This window comes from Psychrobacter communis (assembly GCF_014836505.1).
In the GTDB taxonomy this organism is placed as follows: domain Bacteria; phylum Pseudomonadota; class Gammaproteobacteria; order Pseudomonadales; family Moraxellaceae; genus Psychrobacter; species Psychrobacter faecalis.
In genome coordinates, this window is sequence record NZ_JACSQR010000033.1 from 1 (window position 1) to 21,532 (window position 21,532).

General features: G+C 45.7%; 17 protein-coding genes. 3 read left to right on the forward strand and 14 right to left on the reverse strand.

The window, feature by feature from the left end:
- The first annotated feature begins 334 nt into the window (after positions 1-334).
- Positions 335-1,435, forward strand: coding sequence for a PhoH family protein (locus H9653_RS10225; protein ID WP_225211719.1), 1,101 nt, complete (start codon positions 335-337; stop codon positions 1,433-1,435).
- A gap of 126 nt (positions 1,436-1,561) precedes the next feature.
- Complete coding sequence (ybeY, locus tag H9653_RS10230) at positions 1,562-2,218, forward strand: rRNA maturation RNase YbeY (RefSeq protein ID WP_191692292.1); 657 nt, start codon at positions 1,562-1,564, stop codon at positions 2,216-2,218.
- 15 nt (positions 2,219-2,233) lie between these two features.
- Here ybeY and H9653_RS10235 read toward each other — a convergent pair whose 3' ends face one another.
- Together H9653_RS10235 and H9653_RS10240 are read right to left on the reverse strand one after the other, a co-directional pair.
- The gene (locus H9653_RS10235; protein WP_191692293.1) at positions 2,234-3,109 is read right to left on the reverse strand and encodes a mechanosensitive ion channel family protein; all 876 of its coding nucleotides are present in this window, start codon (positions 3,107-3,109) and stop codon (positions 2,234-2,236) included.
- A 123-nt stretch (positions 3,110-3,232) separates the two neighbouring features.
- Complete coding sequence (locus tag H9653_RS10240) at positions 3,233-4,120, reverse strand: energy transducer TonB (protein ID WP_306495500.1); 888 nt, start codon at positions 4,118-4,120, stop codon at positions 3,233-3,235.
- A 568-nt stretch (positions 4,121-4,688) separates the two neighbouring features.
- On the opposite strand from H9653_RS10240, the gene H9653_RS10245 reads away from it, so the two are divergent.
- The gene (locus H9653_RS10245; RefSeq protein ID WP_156508516.1) at positions 4,689-5,468 is read left to right on the forward strand and encodes a hypothetical protein; all 780 of its coding nucleotides are present in this window, start codon (positions 4,689-4,691) and stop codon (positions 5,466-5,468) included.
- A gap of 135 nt (positions 5,469-5,603) precedes the next feature.
- Here the strand turns inward: H9653_RS10245 and H9653_RS10250 are convergent, their stop codons facing one another.
- The 12 genes from H9653_RS10250 to nuoC form a co-directional block, all read right to left on the reverse strand.
- Positions 5,604-6,452: a ferredoxin--NADP reductase gene (locus H9653_RS10250; RefSeq protein WP_191692294.1), complete on the reverse strand. Its 849-nt coding sequence runs from the start codon at positions 6,450-6,452 to the stop codon at positions 5,604-5,606.
- 195 nt (positions 6,453-6,647) lie between these two features.
- Positions 6,648-8,126, reverse strand: a complete 1,479-nt coding sequence (locus H9653_RS10255) for an NADH-quinone oxidoreductase subunit N (protein ID WP_102077392.1) — start codon at positions 8,124-8,126, stop codon at positions 6,648-6,650.
- Positions 8,127-8,129: 3 nt separating this feature from the next.
- Complete coding sequence (nuoM, locus tag H9653_RS10260) at positions 8,130-9,758, reverse strand: NADH-quinone oxidoreductase subunit M (protein WP_191692295.1); 1,629 nt, start codon at positions 9,756-9,758, stop codon at positions 8,130-8,132.
- A 1-nt stretch (position 9,759) separates the two neighbouring features.
- Positions 9,760-11,634 (reverse strand): NADH-quinone oxidoreductase subunit L, encoded by a 1,875-nt coding sequence (gene nuoL, locus H9653_RS10265; protein WP_191692296.1) that lies wholly within the window; start codon positions 11,632-11,634, stop codon positions 9,760-9,762.
- A 4-nt stretch (positions 11,635-11,638) separates the two neighbouring features.
- The gene (gene nuoK / locus H9653_RS10270; protein ID WP_045445153.1) at positions 11,639-11,947 is read right to left on the reverse strand and encodes an NADH-quinone oxidoreductase subunit NuoK; all 309 of its coding nucleotides are present in this window, start codon (positions 11,945-11,947) and stop codon (positions 11,639-11,641) included.
- A gap of 98 nt (positions 11,948-12,045) precedes the next feature.
- Positions 12,046-12,810 (reverse strand): NADH-quinone oxidoreductase subunit J, encoded by a 765-nt coding sequence (gene nuoJ / locus H9653_RS10275; RefSeq protein ID WP_191692297.1) that lies wholly within the window; start codon positions 12,808-12,810, stop codon positions 12,046-12,048.
- Positions 12,807-13,355 (reverse strand): NADH-quinone oxidoreductase subunit NuoI, encoded by a 549-nt coding sequence (gene nuoI, locus H9653_RS10280; protein ID WP_191692298.1) that lies wholly within the window; start codon positions 13,353-13,355, stop codon positions 12,807-12,809. Before nuoI ends, nuoJ begins: the two co-directional genes overlap by 4 nt.
- Before the next feature lie 68 nt (positions 13,356-13,423).
- On the reverse strand, positions 13,424-14,419 hold the full coding sequence (gene nuoH / locus H9653_RS10285) for an NADH-quinone oxidoreductase subunit NuoH (protein WP_144297284.1): 996 nt from the start codon (positions 14,417-14,419) through the stop codon (positions 13,424-13,426).
- Positions 14,420-14,468: 49 nt separating this feature from the next.
- On the reverse strand, positions 14,469-17,555 hold the full coding sequence (gene nuoG / locus H9653_RS10290) for an NADH-quinone oxidoreductase subunit NuoG (protein ID WP_191692299.1): 3,087 nt from the start codon (positions 17,553-17,555) through the stop codon (positions 14,469-14,471).
- A gap of 10 nt (positions 17,556-17,565) precedes the next feature.
- On the reverse strand, positions 17,566-18,990 hold the full coding sequence (nuoF, locus tag H9653_RS10295) for an NADH-quinone oxidoreductase subunit NuoF (RefSeq protein WP_191692300.1): 1,425 nt from the start codon (positions 18,988-18,990) through the stop codon (positions 17,566-17,568).
- On the reverse strand, positions 18,987-19,496 hold the full coding sequence (gene nuoE / locus H9653_RS10300; protein ID WP_068406529.1) for an NADH-quinone oxidoreductase subunit NuoE: 510 nt from the start codon (positions 19,494-19,496) through the stop codon (positions 18,987-18,989). Before nuoE ends, nuoF begins: the two co-directional genes overlap by 4 nt.
- Before the next feature lie 174 nt (positions 19,497-19,670).
- Positions 19,671-21,473 carry an NADH-quinone oxidoreductase subunit C/D gene (nuoC, locus tag H9653_RS10305; protein WP_404814816.1) on the reverse strand — a complete coding sequence of 601 codons (1,803 nt, stop codon included), beginning with the start codon at positions 21,471-21,473 and terminating at the stop codon, positions 19,671-19,673.
- Positions 21,474-21,532: the final 59 nt, after the last annotated feature.

Sequence of the window (21,532 nt, forward strand, 5' to 3'; positions counted from 1 at the left end):
CGTGAGAAAGTCGCCTAAGCGCTAACGCTTTTAGAATCCCCCACTTGAGCTTAGCGAAAGTGGTGGGAGTATGTCAACTACCATAATGAAGACAGGGCATTTACTTATTACTGTCATCTTATCAACAACTATTTTTAGCAAAATTTTACCGTCATATTTATTAGCACTACTTTCAGTATTTACATAACCGTTATAAACGCAATGAAAAAGCATTGAAACACGACGTATTATTTTATTTTTAAAGCCCGCCTGACTATCATGCATAAAAGCACAGAAGCACTAATGCACTGAAGTAACGAACATGCAGTGGGCAACCAAATACAAGGATAATCGCTTGACTGATTCCATAAGCCGCCGTATACATTTTGAATCGTTGACCCCAGCACAGCTGAAAACCGTGCTCGGCGAATATAATAACCACATGAAATACATCCAAGAACGCCTCGATATTAAAATCAGCCAACGCCAAGGCGACTTCTGTTTAAGTGGCGATATTTTGGGCGTTGAGCGCGGCGAACGCATCATTTATAAAATGGTCGATGAAGCGCAAAACACCAAAGATATCAGCGCCGAAGAGCTGCACTTAATCATTCAATCGAGCATCGCCCGTGATGAAGACTTAGAGGCTGATAAGCAATCGGCTGCCGAGGAAGATGCTGATAATTTGGAAGCCGCTACTGACTTTACCCCAATTAGTCTGCGTACCCGTAAAGGTAAAATCATTCCGCGCGGTGGTAATCAGCAGCGTTATGTCAGAGATATTTTAGCCTCTGATGTGTCGTTTGGTATTGGGCCTGCTGGTACGGGTAAGACCTACCTTGCTGTTGCTTGTGCGGTCGATATGCTTGAGCGCAACGAGATTGAGCGTATTTTATTGGTGCGTCCAGCGGTAGAAGCTGGCGAAAAACTGGGTTTTTTACCTGGGGATTTGACTCAAAAAATTGACCCTTATTTGCGCCCTTTATATGATGCCCTGTATGAGATGCTTGGCTTTGATAAAGTCGGTAAAATGCTCGAAAAGCAAATCATTGAGGTCGCCCCCCTTGCTTATATGCGCGGTCGTACGCTAAACAATTCGTTTGTTATCTTAGATGAAGCGCAAAATACCACGCCTGAGCAAATGAAAATGTTTTTGACGCGCTTAGGTTTCGGCTCGCGGGCAGTTATTACCGGTGACATTACTCAGGTCGATTTGCCGCGTGGGCACAAATCAGGTCTGGCGCAAGCGATGGATATCTTAAGCGGTATTGAAGAGATTCATATCACTAAGTTTGACTCAAAAGACGTCGTGCGCCATCAGTTGGTGCAAAAAATCGTTGAAGCTTATGATGTTTTTGATGAAGAGCAACTTGCCCTACAAGAAAAGCGCAAGTTTGAGCGCATGAAAGAACAAGAGCGTAAACAAGCCATTTCTGATGCCACCGCTAAGTTATAATCTATTTTAAGCAACGTATATATATGACACAAACCGGATTTTATATCCGGTTTTTTAGTGTTAAACATTTATTGCTAGTTAATCAATCTTAGATATTTTCACATTGACATAAAAAAGGAGGGTGGCATGAGCCCAGCCGAACAGAATGATACTGACAATCACTTAGACGAGAATATTAATAGTCGTTTTAATAATAATGAGAACGATGAAAAATTAGCCGCATTTAATAATGATGAGAACTTAGCCGTGCTTGATATTAGCGCCGCCGATAGCATCGATGACGAGATACTTGAGAGCTTTTATAATCGCGAAAAACTTTTAAAAGTCATGATGGCGACATTGGATTATATCGATGAGCGTATTAACCATGGTCTGATACTGCCTTACTTTGCTGATATCGATACTGAGATATGGCAGGAAAAAACCAAAGCGCTCGATATTTATATTACCGATGCCCTCGAAGGTCAAGAGCTAAATTTAGAGGCGCGCGGCAAAGATTATGCCACCAATATTTTATCCTACCCAAGCGACTTGCCAGCGGCAATCATTGGGCTGATGCCAACGTTGCCGCTAGGCGAGCTGGTGATTTGTCATGCTGTGGTGGTACGTGAAGCTACTGAGCAAAAAAAGACCGTGGCGCAGCATATCAGCCATTTATTGATACACGGTATACTGCACCTACTGGGCTTTGACCATGAGCTCGGACAAGCTGAGCAAGATGAGATGGAAAGCTTTGAGATTGCTATTTTGGCAGGGCTAGGCCTACCAAACCCTTATCTCTAAGATTTTTAGCCTTGTTTAACCTTTCTTTAACATGGTTTTTTGCGCTTGATCCATCTGATTAATCATCTGATCTAAGCCTTTGACATGCACACTGCGCTGCGGGAATGGGATGTCAATCTTGTTATCATCAAGCGCGTTTTTGAATTGTTCTAATAAATCACACTGCATCGCCCACCAATCATCATTGGTGGTCCAGACATTCAAGGTTAAATCAACGGAATTATCTCCCAAATTGGTCACGCGTATCACAGGCGCTGGATCCGTAAAGGCCATTGGATTGTTTTTTGCCAAATTTAGCATAATATCTTTGGCGGTTTTGATATCGGCGTCATAGCCAATACCTACGGTGATATCGACGCGGCGGTTGGGTAACGCCGTATAGTTAATCACCGCCGAGGTGGTGATATCGCCATTTGGAATGATAATATCGTGATTATTGATGGTCGTTAAATGGGTATTGACTAAGGTGATCTCGGTGACTGTACCAGTATAGCTGCTAATTTGTACATAATCGCCGCGAACAAACGGGCGAAAGGTCACAATCATAATACCAGCGGCAAAGTTGGATAGCTGATCTTTCAGTGACAAACCAATCGCCACCGCCGCGCCGCCCAAGATAGCGACGACTGAAGTGGTCTGGACTCCGACTTTACTCAGCGCCGCCAAAATAACGACGACCAATAATATGCCATATAATAAGCGGCTTAAAAAATTGGCCGCTGTCGCTTCTAAATGGCTACGTAGCATAATGCGATTGCTGATGGTGACGATTTTCTTTGCTAACCAGCGCCCTATCATAAATATTAATAAGGCAAATGCGATTTTAAGCGCAATGCTGAGCGCATTTTCTGTTAAGGTAGTAAGATCGACGGTAAAACCTAAAAATTCCATACTGGCTCTTTATTTCCAAACTGTTTTATCATTAATTTTTGTCTTTTTAATGTTTATTATCATTTAACCTTTTTTAAAAAATGCATAATAACTATATAAGACCGGCACTAAATTTAAACAAAGTTAATGGGTGACGTCTACTCTATCACTGTAACGATAGGTACGTATCAGACGCAGCTCAACAATATCATTCATATCTTCGGTAAATTTACCAAAGGGCGCCGCTTGTCTGACCGACTGCTTGGCCGCCTCATCTAGTATCGTCGAGTTTGAGCTCTCAAGTAAACGAATGGCTTTAATATTGCCATCATTGCTAATAATCACCATCAAACGGACCTCGCCGGTGATACCTTGCGCGCGCGCTTGCGCAGGATATTGCAGATTCCCGACGCGCTCAACGTGCTCGCGAAAGGTATTGATATAATCGGCAGCAGCACCGCGGGTTGTCGAGTTGCTATCGACGGTCACGACTTTTGATTTGGTCGCATACAGCTGTTGCCGCTGTGACAGTTGCGCCTCTAAAGTCGCGATTTGCTTACGCAGACGCTCTTCTTGCGCCTTCATGTCATCTTGTTCTTGCTTGCTGTCATTATCAGACTCGACACTCGCTTGACGCCAGCTAAGCGTGGTACGTAGATAGCTTTCTTGATAGCGCTGCTGCCGAACTTGACGCTGCAGGTCAATCACATCTTGCGTCTCGCTCATTTGCTCGGCTGCCACCGGACTACTCTGGTCGGTTTCTTGGCGTATTTGCTCTTGCACCGTGCCGCCGCCTTGTTGGGACGCATTGGCAATAAACTGCGCGTCTTCATTTGGCTGCATATTCTCGGTCAAAGCTTTTGCAACGTCCTGCATCATGCCAGCAGGATCTTGCCCCAGCGAAAAACTAATGCCAAAAATAATCAGCGCATGAACACTGACGGCTATCACCACCGCCATCGGCAAACTGATATCGCGCTTGGGCGCTTGCGCTGAAAAATGATAGCTTTGCGAGTCTTTAATCGAAGTCACAGTGGGTCTCAGCTGATGAATATAGTAGAGTAGATTCCATTTAGAAATGTTATAGGACTGCTGGAATAAATTTTGCGAAGCCTCTGGAGTACGAAGCGCACAGCAAGCGAGGAAAATTTATTCTAGCAGAGCGCTATTTTAAACCAACCACTTTTATATTGAATTGGCTATATAAGGGCGGTCGATACAAGGCGTCATAAAAGCTCTTAGATAAACTAAGCACTCGTCGACCAATGCCGGCGCTATCATACCATGAGATAGAATTGCGTCGCTAGCACAAGCTTATACCGTCGCTACTCAATCAATCACTTATATGCAGGCTTGTTTATCAATTTATTCACTGCCAACTTTAAAAACCGCGTTTTTAGAGAAAACCTCACAAAGGTTTTATACATTTGAAAGTTTTCTACATTTGATAGTAGACAGCCAAACTGCCCAATGATACAAAACGTAGACGTCCATTTTGCCTACTGTCATTTTGATATATACTGTTTTATATACCCTTTTTGCGCCTGACATTAAATAATGAATAATTATAAGGATAATAAGTTTGAGTAACTTTGAGCATATGGACAATATGGATAATTCAGACAGTTTTGAAGAGTTATTTGACAGTATCGCTGACCGTTTTGACGAGTCCTTTAGCGATGGCTGGGAGCGTCTTAGCCAAGCCGTCAAAACTATCTATGACAGAACCACGGATAAATTCGAGGAAGAGCTGTCCTTGCCGGTTGCCCAAATTTACGTCAACGATGCGCTGCAAAAATTTGTCACCGATAACGTCAAAGCCATTTTAGAGCTGCGCGTTGAGATACATGACGACTGGTTCCGTTTATATTGTACTATTGATGTTGGCGGGATTTATGCAGAAGTAGCAAGTAATTTTAGCTTGGTTCATGTGCAGCTGGATCGCAACGTCCAGCGCTTTGTTTTTGGACAGCTGACTTATACCGATGTCCTTAATCTACGCTGCGAATCATTTATCAAACGCCAAGGGCTCAAACTGTTTATTTGGTTTTATCATAGCGTGCTCAAAAAAGACCCGTTAGGTTTTATTTTGTCTTATATCAATATTGCCCGCGCCAAAGAAGAGATTATCTACCTTGATATCAATCGCTGGCTAAAAAAGAACAAAAAAATAATGAGCACCTTATATAAAGTGCAAGTCAATTATGGTGAGCTTGAAGAAGAGCAGTTGGTGCTTAAAACGCAAATTAATTATCGAGATTTGCTGGCCAGCAATGCCAATGAAGATATCATTAGCGATAAGGATGAGCCTGAATTGATGCAAGGGCCTATCAATCCGATTGCTGACGCTACTGAGCCAAGTTTAGAACCTACTTCATAAGCCTATTTTTATAGACGTATTACAAACCTTCCAAACGCTGCCTACAAAAAACGCCAATACTTAAAGACGATTATCTTTAAGCATTGGCGTTTTTTTAATAAATACTGACTCTATCAACTTGTAGCAATCATAGGCTTACCAATAGTTTTCTACTGCGATATTGCCCTCGCCGCGGCGATTCATCACTAAGCCTAAGCGCTTTAACGTCTCTTTGGTATCTTCGACCATTTCTGGGTTGCCGCATAGCATCACGTGCGTACTATCGACGTCTAAGTCAATACCGGCGCGCGCTTGCAACGTGCCATCTAATAAGAGTTTTGGCAAGCGCTCAGTTAATGCGCCCTCGACAGGCTCGCGAGTAACGATAGGAATAAAGATAAGATTGGCTGGATTGTCCACCAACGAGCCAAAATCTTCTTGTAAGCTTTCAATCTTGTCCATATAAGCAAGCTCTTCTGCCGAGCGCGTGCTATAAGCCAAGACGATATGCTCGTAGTCTTCCCAAGTTTTTAAGTCTTGCAGCATCGACAAAAATGGCGCTAAACCTGTACCTGTTGCCAATAACCATAAATCCTTTGGCAGCGGTTTTTGATAACGAGCTAAAGTTAAAAAGCCAAAAGGCATGGTGTTTAATAATAGCTCATCGCCGACTTCTAGATGTTGTAGCTGCGAGGTAAAGGCGCCATCAGGGATGACAATAGAGAAAAATTCTAGGATTTCATCGAAGGGTGAAGAGACGATTGAATACGCGCGGAAAATATCCTCATCCAGTGTTTCGTTCAGATCTTCGTCTTCTTCATCTTCATCTTCAGCTACTGCACTCAACTGCTTATAGTAGTTTAATTGACTGGGATTAACGCCCAAGCGTACAAACTGTCCTGCGGTAAATTTAAAGCTATCAGGACGACTGACGGTAAAGCTAAAGAGATTGGGCGTCCACGTGGTTTTACTGAGCACCGTTACTTTTTGAATATTGTCACTCATAATAATGATTCACCCTCGTTTTTTATGATTTATGATTGCTTATGGTTATAGATGGCTATGTTTTTGACTTTTTAAAGGCTCTAAAACAAAAGATGCGCCAAACTTATCACAGAGCTGGCGCATCTTGGTTTTCTAACCATCATTATCAATAAGCAGCGGTTATCAATATCGAAAACCCCTGCTCATACTTTATACTTACCAAATACGAGCCAAACTTGCCCATTCAATCATACTGTTTGGCAATATACCAAAGAAGAGGATGATGGCGGTGACAGCAATGACCATAATACCGCCCGTACGCAAGCCCCACTGCTTTGAGACGTCAAATTCAATAAATTGTTTCGGACGTTTAAATAGCGTGAGCATGACGCGCAAGTAATAAAACAGACCAATGGCACTCCCCAAGATAATCATGCCAGCTAAGAACCAGTTGGTACCTTGAACGGCGGCTAGAATCGCAAATAGCTTAGTGATAAAGCCTGCGGTCAATGGAATACCTGCCAATGACAACATCATAATGGTCATAACCGCAGTCAATACCGGACGACGCCAGAACAGCCCTTGATAATGGGTCAATTCATCCGCTTCACCAGCCAAGCGATATGGGCTCGACATCAAGGTGACGACGCCAAAAGCACCGATGGAGGTAAAGGCATAAATCGCCATATACATGCTTGAGATACTATCAGCGGCTGAGCCAATGCTGACAATCACGATAAGCACATAACCCATATGGGCAATCGACGAATAACCAAGCAGGCGCTTAAGGCTGGTCTGACGCACCGCTAATAAGTTACCCACTAGTATCGATAAGGTTGCCATGACCATTAATAGCATCTGTACTGATGGCAATGCCAATAGCGACGTATCAATTAAGAAGCGAACGGCAAGCGCCATCATCGCCACTTTGGTGACCGATGCCAAATAAGTGGCGACAGGTGCTGGTGCGCCTTCGTATACATCTGGCGTCCATATATGAAATGGCGCAGCAGACAGTTTAAAAGCAATACCAAACATCATCATCGCCGTACCGACGATTAATAATGGCGACTCGAAGAGATCGACCAACGTCATGCTGATAGGCTTGAAAGCAAGCGAGCCCACTTCTGCATAAATAAACGCCATACCCATCAGCAGCGTTGCTGATGCCGTGGCTGAGAGCACCAAATACTTTAGCCCCGACTCAAGCGAGCGCTTACGCATATAGGTATAAGCCAGCATGCCGTAAAGCGGAATCGATAGCATCTCAAGGCTCATAAAGAATGAGGCTAAATGCTGGGCGCTGACCATCAGTAGCGCACCAACAGTCGATAGCAGCATGAGCAAATACAGCTCTTCTTTATGATCATCTAAATCGGCTAGATAGGCATAAGACAGCGTAAAACAGGCCAAAGCACAGATTAAGATGACCACCATATTAAACTGGGCAAAGTTATCAATCACAAATAACTGCTCAGCTGTTGGCACAAGCGTACCGCTATCGATGATGCCAGCCATTTGCCCAAGCAAGGCAAACAGCCCTATGTTTAAACCAACCACCGAAATAGTACCGATTACCATATGTGAGCGCTTAATGGTAATGGCAATCATCACCACCAATACAGTCAACACTACCGCAATGATTGGCGCATAAGGCATCAGCCCCATCAAATCATTCATCGTAAATTCATTCATGACTTAACGTGCCTCCATTGCATCAAGCAGCTGCGATGCGTCTACTTGTGTCACTTGACTGTACATATATGCGTTATTAATCCACTGCATGGCGTGACTTGAAGTATCAAGGAACGGCTGTGGATACAGTCCGAGCCAGACCAAACCTGCTGCGAGCATCAGTAATAACGAGAGCTCGCGCTTACCCAAATCTTTTAATGGACGGGAAGGCAAACCATGGGTTTCGGTTTCTCGTAACGCCACTTCTTTAATATTATTGCTACCGAACATGGCACGGTGAATCAAGATAAGCGAGTATAAACCTGCCAATACCAAGCTAAAGGTCGCAAATACCACAAACACTGGATAATCAGCAAAGGCGCCAAATAAAATTAAGAACTCGCCGATGAAATTACCGGTACCCGGAATACCAAGTAAAGCGGCACAAAAGAACATCAGAATCGGCGCATAATAACGGAACTGACCCCACATACCGCCCATCAAGGTCAAATCGCGCGTATGCAAGCGCTCGTATAACTGTCCTGCCATAATAAACAGCGCCGCCGAACTTAAACCGTGCGCCAGCATTTGAATTATCAAACCTTGCAAGCTGATTAGGGTACCCGCGTAAATGGCCAAGACCACAAAACCCATATGCGAGATACTGGTATAAGCCAGTAAACGCTTCATATCAGTTTGCATAAAGGCCAGCCATGCCCCATAAAAGATACCTATGGTACCCAAGGTTATGGCAATCGGCGCAAAATCTTGTGACGCTGCTGGGAATAACGGTATGACAAAACGAATCAAACCATAAGCAGCAGTCTTAATCAAAACCCCTGCCAGATCCACCGAACCTGCGGTTGGCGCCTGCGCATGGGCGTCAGGTAGCCAGCCGTGAAAAGGGAAAATCGGCAATTTAACGGCAAAGCCAATAAAGAAGCACAGCATGATCGGATATTCCCAGCCGCCAAGTGAAGTGCCGAGTAAGTCATTATAATTAAAGCTCACCACGCCTTTTTGCGCATAGCTGATAATGACCAATATCAAAATACCGACCAGCATGATAAGACCAGAGGCTTGGGTATAAATAAAGAATTTGGTTGCCGCGTATTCTTTGGTCTTGCCGCCGACCACATCATGACCCCAAATAGCGATCAAGAAGTAAATCGGAACCAGCATCATCTCCCAAAAGAAGAAGAATAAGAACAGGTCAATGGCCAAGAAAACGCCAATAACGCCGCCCAAGCTCCATAAAAGGTTAAGATGGAAGAAACCAACGCGGCGTTGAATCTCATTCCACGAACAGGCAACCGCCGCAATACCGAGCAGGCCTGTTAAACCAACCATCAGCAGCGATAAACCATCTAGCGCTAAATGAAAGCTGATACCAAAGCTTGGTATCCATGGCACCATGAATTCTGCGACCCATGGCACGTTTGCCTGAGGCGCAATCACCTGCTTACTCATGCCGCTATAATCGCCGTATTGCCACAATACCAGTGACAAAGCAAAGGTCAACGTCATACCGATTAGAGCAATCCAGCGCGGCAGACGTTTATTAAAGCGTTCGACCAACCAACAGAGCAACCCTGCGATAAAAGGAATTGCAATTAATGCTGGTAGCATCCACGTTTGTTGTAACTCTATCATCTTATACCACCGTCATCATTACCAGCACCAACAGCACAGCCACGCCCAAGCCAAAGCTTGCAGCGTAACCTCGAAGTGACCCTGTTTGCGTCGCAGACAATACCTTATTACCAGCAGATGCCAGTTTCGGTAATATAAGCCACGTTTTATCGATAGGGTCGGCTTTAAATAAGCGGCCGATGAACAAAAAGGGTTTTACAAAAACTATATCGTATAGCGCATCAAAGCCCATACCGTGATAGCACCAATGATATAACGCTGCGCCTATAGAGGTGCGCTTAAAGCGGGTCAGCATGCGACCTTTATCGGCGACATATAACAGTGCTGCGAGAATTAAGCCTGCAAGCATCGCACCCATAGCGATATATTCCGCCGTATGTTTGTCATGCGCTTGACCAGCCACTTCTAATAAGTGCCCAACGCTTTCTGGCAAGACGCCTTGTAATGGCGGCGTAATCCACGCACCAACGGCGGTTGATAATACCAGTAGCACCGTCAATGGCAGCCAATATGACACACCAGATAGTTTATGCGCGTGGGTTTTTTCTTCACCAAAGAAGATAATCCAAATCATACGGAAGGTATAAAGCGCGGTTAAGAACGCACCGAATACACCCATATAAAATAGGACTTGGTGACCGGTTGCGTAGCTTTCCCACAAAATCGCTTCTTTAGAATAGAAGCCAACGGTAACCCAAGGGATTGCCGCCAGCGCACCGCCACCGACGATATAGCACCAAAATACTAGCGGTATCTTTTTGCGTAAGCCGCCCATCTTAAAGATATTTTGTTCATGATGTACCGCAAGTATGACCGCACCTGATGATAAAAATAGCAAGGCTTTAAAGAAAGCATGCGTCATCAAGTGGAAAATAGCTCCTTGCCATGCACCAACGCCGAGTGCTAAGAACATATAGCCAATTTGGCTCATAGTCGAATAAGCAAGGATACGTTTAATATCGGTTTGTGCCAACGCACAAAATCCAGCAACGACGAGCGTCAATGCACCCACTGCCCCAACCCAGTACAACAGTACGCCCGGGGTGAGAAGAAATAATGGATGTAGACGCGCAATCAGATATACACCTGCGGTCACCATGGTTGCGGCATGAATCAGAGCAGATACAGGCGTTGGACCTGCCATCGCATCAGCAAGCCAGGTATGTAGTGGCAGCTGCGCTGATTTACCCATCGCCCCACCAACGAGCATAATAGTGGTCAAAATCATCGTTGGATTATTGATATCAAAGATTTCTGGCGCGCGGGTAATAATCTCTTGAATATGCAGGGTGCCAAATTCGCGGAATAATAAAAACAAGCCAAAGGCCAAAAACACATCACCAACACGGGTGACGGTAAAGGCTTTCATCGCTGCCCGACCATTGGCACGGTCTTGATAATAAAAACCAATCAAAAGGTACGAACAGATACCGACGCCTTCCCAGCCAAGATAAAGTAAGAACAAGTTATCGGCCAATACCAGCAATAACATACTGGCAACGAATAAGTTCATATAGCTAAAGAAGCGCGCAAAGCCTGTTTCACCTTTCATATACCAAGCGGCAAACAGATGAATCAAAAAGCCGATACCGGTAATAACACCCGTCATCGTTAATGCCAAGCCATCAAAGCTTAAGCCAAAACTTGGCGCGAAATCCCCAACTTGGAACCATGTCCATAGCGGAATCTCGATAACCGTACCGGCAGGATTGTTAGTCAAAAAGGTATAGCTGACCATGAGCGTGCATAGCGCTGATAGCAGCATGCTACCGACACCAACAATCGCTGCTACCTGCTCACTTAATTTGTCGCGCATAAAGGCTAAAATCAAAAAGCCAACGAGCGGGAATATAAAGGTTAATGGTAATAAACTCATGACATCATCCTTTCATCTCATTGGCGCTATCGACATCGAGATGCCCACGCTGATGGTAAAACCGCAATAATATTGCCAAACCAATGGCTGCCTCTGCTGCTGCTAGTGTCAAAATAAAGATAAACATAATCTGTCCATCTGGATCGACCCAGCGGCTACCGGCGACCACAAATGCCAAAGCCGTCGCATTCATCATGATCTCAAGGCTCATCAGCATAAATAAGAAATTACGCCGCACCATGACACCGCACAGACCGATTGCAAATAAAATACCGGCCAAAATCAATCCATGGCTCATGGGTATCATACCCAGTACATTTTGCGCCTCAGTAGCAGGCTGCACAAAGCCTGCTACCTCGTGGGCAAACGGCACATTTGCAACCTCCTGTGCCACGCTCGCTGCTAGTACCATCAGTCTGACTCCTTGCGCGTGACTCGTTGTATATCCGCTTGCTTACCGACATTCATACCGACATAGTCAAGCGGGTCAACCTCTTTATATTCGTATGGTTCAGCCTTGTTTAGCGCATCAGTATTCGGCATGCCATTATCATCGTAATGTTTGATACTAGCCACATTTGGATTAGAGGCTTGGCTTGCTTTGTTTTTATGGCTTTGATTATAGTCGTGAGCGTCGTGACCGATAATCTCATCATCACTAGACTCTTTACCCAAATGATAAGCAGCTACCAAGGCAGCTAATAATAGCAATGCTGCCACTTCGACCAACATAACGTATTTGGTAAATAGCACCGTACCGACGGCTTTAGCTGAAATGGTCGTACCACCAATCATTGCCGTATCGGTATGATTAAGACCTATCAACGCATATAGCACAACCGCGATGATAATAGTTAACCCCGTCGGTACTGCCCAAGTGCCCGCATCAAGCCAGCTTTCTTCACGCTCATCATTACTCATGCCAAGATTTAGCATCATAATAACGAAGACGAACAGCACCATAATGGCACCGGCATAAACAACAATTTCAAGCGCACCAGCAAACGGCGCACCTAAGACAAAGAAAATACCTGAGATGGCCAATAACGACACAATCATCGATAAAATAGCATGCACTGGATTGGCAAGGGTCACCACGCGCAAGCTGGCAAATATTGCCACCGCTGCCAACGCATAAAACCCTGCCAATTCAGGACTATTTAAAATATTCATCATGGTAGCAAGCTCCTTAGATCAATCGGTGCCGCTTCATTTTGCGCCGCGCCTTTTGGTTTATCTGCTACCGCCATACCCGTCACGCGATAATAGTTATAATCGGGATATTTACCCGGTCCTGAAATCAGCAAATGCTCTTTTTCATAAACCAAGTTTTGACGGACATACTCACCCATCTCAAAATCAGGCGTCATCTGAATCGCCGTCGTCGGACAAGCTTCTTCACACAAACCGCAAAAGATACAACGTGAAAAGTTAATGCGGAAAAATTCTGGATACCAGCGACCATCTTCACGCTCGGCTTTTTGCAAAGAGATACAGGCAACCGGACAGGCTACGGCACATAAATTACAAGCCACGCAGCGCTCATCACCATCAGGGTCACGCGTCAACACAATACGGCCACGAAAGCGTGGCGGTACTGGCACCGGCTCTTCTGGATAAAGAATAGTGTCACGCGGCCTGATTGCATGACTATTGACCATCCACATACTGCGGACAATGGTAAACATACCAATGACGGTCTTTTTTATCGTAGTAAACATGGGATTATTATCCTTATCAGCTTTACCCTAGTTCATCAGTAATGGCTAGTAATGGCTACTAGTAATGACTATAACGTTGGGGAGAAAATCAAAATCACTGCGGCAGTTACCAAGAGATTAATCAAAGTTACCGGCAGGCAGATTTTCCAGCCAAAGTTCATCACCTGATCATAGCGCGGACGCATGAGTGAGCCTCGAGCCAAAATAAACATGGTCATAAAGAATAGCGTTTTAATCATGAACCAAAAAGCTGGTGGAATAAAAGGAATATCTAAATTAAACGGCGCAAGCCAACCGCCGAAGAACAAACAGGTCATCAGCGCAGAAATCAGCACGACGTTGACATATTCACCGATGAAAAACATACCGAACTTCATGCCAGAATATTCGACATGATAACCTTCAGCAAGCTCTTGCTCGGCTTCTGGTTGGTCAAATGGATGTCTATGGGTGACGGCAACACCGGCAACGACAAAGGTTAAAAAGCCAAAAAACTGTGGAATGATATACCAGCCGTCAATTTGCGATTCAACAATTTCACGTAGGTTAAACGAGCCTGTTAAAGCTACAACGCCCATCAATGATAAGCCTAAGAAAACTTCATAACTGATGGTTTGTGCTGCTGAACGTAAGCCACCAAGTAGTGAGAATTTATTAGCCGATGCCCAACCGCCAAACATTACCGCATAAACTGCAATACCTGCCATGGCAAAGAAGAACAAAATGCCGATATCCCAATCAGCAACCCCAAGGGTTGGCGAAATAGGAATAATGGCAAAGGATGCCAGCGCAGTAAACATGGCAACCGCTGGCGCCAAGGTAAACATAAACTTATCGGTAAAGTTTGGCGTCCAATCTTCTTTAAAGAAGATTTTGAGCATATCGGCGACCAGTTGCAATGAGCCAAACGGACCGACACGGTTCGGACCATAACGGTCTTGCCAAAGCGCTAGCATGCGGCGCTCATAAACAATCATCAACGCTGCCACGATAACGACCACCAAAAAGATAACCAACGCCTGCACGACCATAAAAAGTATCGACCAGGTATCAAAAGTCATCATACCAGCCAAAAAGCTTGGCACATCAGGGATAATACGGGTAACTTGCAAATTACACCTCCTGTGTGGTGGTCGGCGCACTGTTTATTGGCGTGGCGCGGTTATTGTTGTTGGCTGTGACAGCATTATCAGTTGCCATACTGCCCATCATCGTCACCGGCGCATCGACTTTGCGTACTGACGCTGGCATGGACGGATGGATAATACTCACCTGCCCAACCGGATAGCCGATACAGCCTTCTGCTAAGTAACCAACGAACTCAACAGGTAAGGTAATTTGCTGTTTATCAATCTCAATCGCTAGGTAATCACCCGCTGCAAGACCCCATGCTTTGGCATCATCGATACCGACGCGCCATGTAGCGAGCGGCAATTGCTCAGCAACCACTGTGCTACGTGATGCCATCATCGAGCTGGCATACAGGTTATAAACCGGTACCAGTTTGGCTTGTCCTTGCTGCATATCTGTCGTCGTTGCCGAGGTAGCTTCTGGTGCAACGTATTGACGCGTGGCAAGACGCTCTAAGCGATCAAATAAACGGACGCCCGGATCGCCATTTCTCAGGCTACCACCAACTTTGTCTTGGTATTTATTCCACGCTTGCGGTGAGTTCCAACCGGCCGCACTGGCAAAAGGAATCATCGAGCTTGGCGTCTGCTTACCGCTATAACCTTCCATTGAGAAGGTTAAGCCGGTATCCAAATCTTTTGGTTGCATCGGCTCATGCACAGATACGGGCGCACGCATCGAGGTACGACCTGAGTAGCGACGCGGCTGACGGGCAATTTTTAGACCAGTCATGCGGTAATCAGCGTCAGGAGCGGCGTCTTTAATACCCGCAAGCTTAGGATGGGTAGCGATTAGAGCATTGATAACGTCATCAAGCAGCGTCCAATCGACATCACGACCTTCCAAGCTGCTATGGACTGCATGCAACCAGCGCCAGCCTTCTTTGATACTGCTCATTGGATGATAGTATTCGTTATCATAAACTTGGAAGAAGCGCTGTGCACGACCTTCAGCAGAGATAAGCGTACCATCTGCTTCTGCGAAGCTTGCGGCTGGCAAGACGATATCGACGTCTTTATGCCAATCAAGCAATTGATGGTCAAGGGCAATAACGGTTTTATCCGCCAATAGCTGGGTTAACTTATGCGCATCAATGGCATCGGTTAATTGGTTTTCGGCCACGATGACCACATCAAAATCGGTCGCTAATAACTCTTCGACCGATTGACCACCAAGCATACAAACGCCAATACTATTGGCATCGGGAACCGCCAAATAAATACCCGCTTGCGCGTGATAGTTTTTATTAACCTCTTTGAGCTCAAGCTTGGTTGCAGGCTCGCGCTCGACATCGTCTTGCGCTTCGGTATCAACGCCAGTCTCTGGTTTATTTGGTTTAGCAGATAAGTCTTTGTCTTCGCTTTGCTGCGCCGTTGCTGCTTGTGCTTCAGCAGCTTCGACCTTAGCGTTATGCGCTTCGACCTGCTGCTGCTCAGCGGCTTTAATCGCCGCACGCTTTTGGGTCAGCGCTTGGGTGATTTGCGCCGCTGCTTCTATCAAAGCAATCGATGATAAACTAGTTCCCGAGACCACCAACGGCTTATCAGCTTGAATTAAGTCATAAGCAATTTGCTGGGCTAGCGCTTGCATTGGATCAGACGCTTCATCAGCATCTTGTTGGGCACGTTGCGCGTCTGCTATCTGGGCTAAATCATCTACAAGATTGGCAATCGCATCGGCGACTTTAAAACCAAGTTTGGTAATATCTTCTGGTGTGGCAACGACGCTAACTTTACTGATATCTTCTAGTTTGGTTTGGATAACATCGATGATATAGACCGGGCTTTGCACGCCTTGACCAATACGTTTGACTGGCTCAGCCAGCCAAGATTGGGTTTTGGTCGCAGCAGCCATTTTAATGGCTTCGTTTTTTGCCGCTTGACGAATCGATAGCGCCACACGTGATGAGGTTTGGGTAATATCTTCACCCAATACCAATACCGCATCATGACTTTCAATATCAGCCATACCGGGGTTATAAATGCCTTCAGTGCTTAATACTTCAATACATTTATTGACCAGTGCTTGCTGCTGATGGTTTAGACCGGTTGAAAAGCTATCAAAGCCAACCATATTTTTTAGCGCAAAGTTGGTCTCAAGACTGGCACGTGGTGAGCCAATACCGATAACTTTTTTGTCTTTGATACGTTTGATGGTTTCATCAAGCGCATAATCGATATTGATTTTGACATGCTTGTCATTGATACGCTCGAGCGCCTGCGTTGGGCGATCTTCGCGATTGACATAACCGTAACCGAAGCGACCACGGTCACATAAGAAGTAACGGTTTACTTCACCGTTATAACGGTTTTCGATACGGCGCAATTCCCCATAACGCTCGCCCGCTGAGATGTTACAACCGGCTGAGCAGCCATGACAAATACTTGGTGCATACTGCATATCCCATTTACGGTTATAGCGCTCAGAGTGGGTTTTATCGGTAAATACACCCGTTGGGCAGACTTCGGTTAGGTTACCTGAGAACTCGCTTTCGAACTGACCGTCTTTATCACGACCAAAATAAACGCGTTCATTTGAACCATAAACGCCCAAATCTTCACCGCCCGCGTAGTCTTTATAAAAACGTACGCAGCGATAACAAGCGATACAGCGGTTCATCTCATGCGCAATAAACGGTCCAAGCTCTTGATTGTGATGCGTACGCTTGGTAAAGCGATAGCGACGACGGCTATGACCTGACATATAGGTCATGTCTTGCAAATGACAATGACCGCCCTCTTCACAAGTTGGACAGTCATGTGGGTGGTTGACCATCAATAGCTCAACCATCGACTTACGAAAGGCTTTGGCTTCATCGTCGGTGACTGAAATGTACATATCATCGCTAGGAGCGACCATACAGGACATTACCAAGCGCCCGCGACCCGCTTCCATATCTTCTTTATTTTGATATTGCTTGACCGCGCACTGACGGCAAGAGCCGACTGAACCTAAGGCGGGGTGATAACAAAAATACGGCACATCAATGCCGAGTGACAAGCATGCTTGGAGCAAGTTGTCGCTGCTATCTACTTCGACAGTGGTTCCATCAATATGTATGACTGCCATGCCGCTCTCCTTATTTCACTTCTGGCTGTTGATGAGCTGCAGCCTCAATGACATCTTCGCCAACCGCCTGCGCAATTTTTTGATCAAACTCAGGACGGAAATATTTAATCGCACTCATCAGTGGCTCCATCGCACCCGGCGCATGGGCGCAGAAGGTTTTACCGATCCACAAGTCACGGGTTAAGCCTTCTAATTTCTCAACGTCACCGATTTGGCCTTGACCATCATTGATGGCCGTGAGCAATTTAACGCCCCACGGTAGACCATCACGGCACGGTGTACACCAACCGCATGACTCGCGCTGGAAGAAAATCTCAAGGTTACGCAATAATGGCACCATGTCTTGTTCTTCATCGACGACCATGATTAGCCCAGTACCCATACGGCTACCAGCTTTTTGAATGGTGTCAAAGTCGACAACGGTATCTAAATGCTCAGCGGTTAAAAAGTCGGTTGATGCGCCGCCAGGGAGCCATGCTTTGAGCTTTTTACCTTCTTGCATACCGCCAGCGAAATCTTCGATAATCTCACGTGCTGTATAACCAAAAGGTAGCTCCCATAGTCCTGGGTCATTGACCAAACCTGAACAACCAAATAGCTTAGTACCTGGGGTTTCGACTACGCCTTTGGCTTTTGGTAAGTCTTGATACCATTTACTACCATGCAAAATAATCGCTGAAACGTTATGCAAGGTTTCAACGTTATTAACCACAGTCGGACGACCCCATGCACCTGCCACTTGTGGAAAAGGCGGTTTGGTACGCGGATTGGCTCGGCGACCTTCTAAGCAGTTAATCAAAGCGGTTTCTTCGCCGCAAATATAACGACCAGCGCCGGTATGGACGTGCAAATCAAAGCTAAAGTCTGAGCCTAAGATATTGTCGCCGACCAAATTATTGGCACGCAATTCTTCAAGCGCTGTATTTAAACGCTCCGCTGCTAAGATATATTCACCACGAATAAAGATATAACCTGCCGTTGCACCAATCGCGTAGGCAGAAATCAGCATACCTTCGATAAGCTGTAGCGGCAGACGCTCCATCAAGAGACGGTCTTTAAAAGTGCCCGGCTCCATCTCATCGGCATTACAGACTAAGTAGCGTGGACCACCATCGGGTGGTGCCATGAGCGACCATTTAATACCGGCTGGGAAACCTGCACCGCCACGACCTTTGACTACGGCTTCTTTAATGGTATTTAAAGTATCGGCTGGTGATTGGTTTAAAGCCATCTTTAAGGCTTCAAATCCGCGTAGCGATTCATAAGTGGCTAAGTCCAATACCGCATCGTGATGGGCGAGGCGCCATGTAAGCGGTTTGGTTTCACTAGTTGCGGTTGCTTTGTCGCCATAAACAGGAATGCGCTGGTCATTTAATTGGCTTGGCGCTTTGCCTTGACCGCGACGAGCAATCTGCTCTGAAATGGTTAAACTCATGCGTATAGCTCCAACAATTGGGCGACTTCAGTGGGCTGCACAGGACCATAGGTGTCTTCATTGATTAACACAGAAGGACCTTTGTCACAGTTGCCCAAACAGCAAATCGGCAATAGCGTAAAGCGGTTGTCAGCGGTGGTTTGACCATAGTCGATGCCCAGCTGCGCTTTTAATTCAGCCGCCAGCGCTTCGTAGCCCGTTAAATAACAAGCGACCGAATCGCAAATAAGGATGACATTGCGACCGACCGGCTGACGATAGATACGGTTAAAGAAAGTTGCCACCCCATCCATGTCGGTCACAGGGATATTTAGAATATTGGCGATGGCATTAACTTGCGCATCATCGACCCAGCCGTTACGCTTTTGTACGATTTTTAGGGCATCTAAAGACGCTGCTCGCGGATGGGGATAATGATGCATAAACTCATGGATAGCCGCAATCTCTTCTGCGGTTAAGATACTTGCCACATCTACTTTTGGCATTTTATCGGAAACAATTCTCATAATCTTCTTCTTTCCTCACTCAGCCCACTGTGTATATAGCGCTTGGCGCAGCAACAGCGTTTTGGTGTGCCAGTCTGGCGATAACATATTAATAAAACTTGGCGTACTTTTAATATTTAACATCTAGCATTTAACATTTATAAAAATTAATGATAAATGCAGCAACCCAAACCGTTAACGGTCACAATCGGCCATGACAATATCAATCGAGGCCAAATACATAATGGCATCAGAGACCAACGAGCCATTAATCACCGATGGCATCTGTTGCAGGTGCGCAAATGTCGGCGTACGGATACGGGTACGATAGCTCATCGTCGCTTTATCTGAGGTGATGTAATAACTGTTTAGACCTTTGGTTGCTTCCACAATCGTGGCGCACTCACCCGCTGGCATCACAGGACCCCAAGAAACCGAGATAAAGTGATTAATCAAAGTCTCAATATCATTTAAGGTACGGTCTTTCGGCGGTGGCACGGCCAATGGATGATCTGCCTTATAAGGGCCTTGCGGCATATTATCCATACATTGACGGATGATACGTAGCGACTGGCGCATCTCTTCGATTTTTACCATACAGCGATCATAAGCATCGCCGTTATAACCGACTGGAATCTCAAAGTCGTAATTCTCATAGCCCATATACGGACGCGCTTTACGCAAATCAAAATCTAAACCTGTGGCACGTAAACCTGCGCCAGTCACGCCCCAAGCCAATGCTTGCTTGGTATTGTACTGGGCAACGCCTTGGGTACGACCTTTTAACACACTATTTTGCAATGCTGCTTTTACGTATTCATCTAAACGTTTTGGCATCCAATCTAGGAACTCACGAACCAAACGCTGCCAACCGCGCGGTAAGTCGTGTGCCGTACCGCCGATACGGAACCAAGCAGGATGCATACGGTAGCCGGTCACCGCTTCGATGACGTCATAAGCTTTTTGGCGATCGGTAAACATATAGAATACCGGCGTCATACCACCGGCATCTTGAATAAAGGTACCGACGAATAGCAAGTTATTGGTAATACGGAAAAACTCACTCATCATCACGCGGATGGTTTCAGCGCGCGGCGGCACCGTAATACCGGCAAGCTTTTCAACCGACATGATATACGGTAGCTCGTTCATCACACCGCCGAGGTAATCAATACGATCGGTATAAGGAATATAAGAATGCCACGTTTGACGCTCAGCCATTTTTTCGGCGCCGCGATGGTGATAGCCGATATCAGGAATACAGTCGACAACTTCTTCACCGTCAAGCTGTAGCACTAAACGGAATGCACCATGAGCAGAGGGATGGTTAGGACCAATGTTCAAGAACATAAAGTCTTCATCACGGCCCGAGCGTTTCATGCCCCATTCTTCAGGGACAAAACGCAGGTTTTCTTGCTCGTATTGTTGCTTGGCATTATTTAAGAAATACGGGGTAAATTCCGTCGCGCGCGCATGATATTCTTTACGCAGTGGATGACCTTCCCAATATTTAGGCAATAAGATACGCGTTAAATGTGGATGGCCACTGAAGACAATGCCGAACATGTCCCAGACTTCACGCTCATACCAGTTGGCATTTGGCCAAATTTTGGTCGCGCTTGGTACGTTGAGATCTTCCTCGCTTAGGGCGACTTTGATACGCACATCGCTATTACGCTCAAGCGACATCAAGTGGTAAAACACCGTAAAATCACTGTCTGGCAAACCTTGACGATGCTGACGCAAGCGCTCATCTATCGCGGATAAGTCAAAGAGCATAACGTAAGGTTTTGGCAATTTACGCAGGTATAATAAGACGTCTAATAAGTCGGCACGCGCCACCCACACCGTTGGAATCTCATCCACCGTGTGCTGTACGACAAACTTACCAGCATATTTTTCTTCCAGTTCTTTGATAACTGCTGGGACAGGTTTGATCTTATCCCTGTTGTTAGGATCCATGTTATTAGGATCTATGTTTTCAACTACCGTGACCATGAATGATGTCTTCCTTCATTAATCATAACCCAGCTATGTCAATCATAACCGAGCTGTGA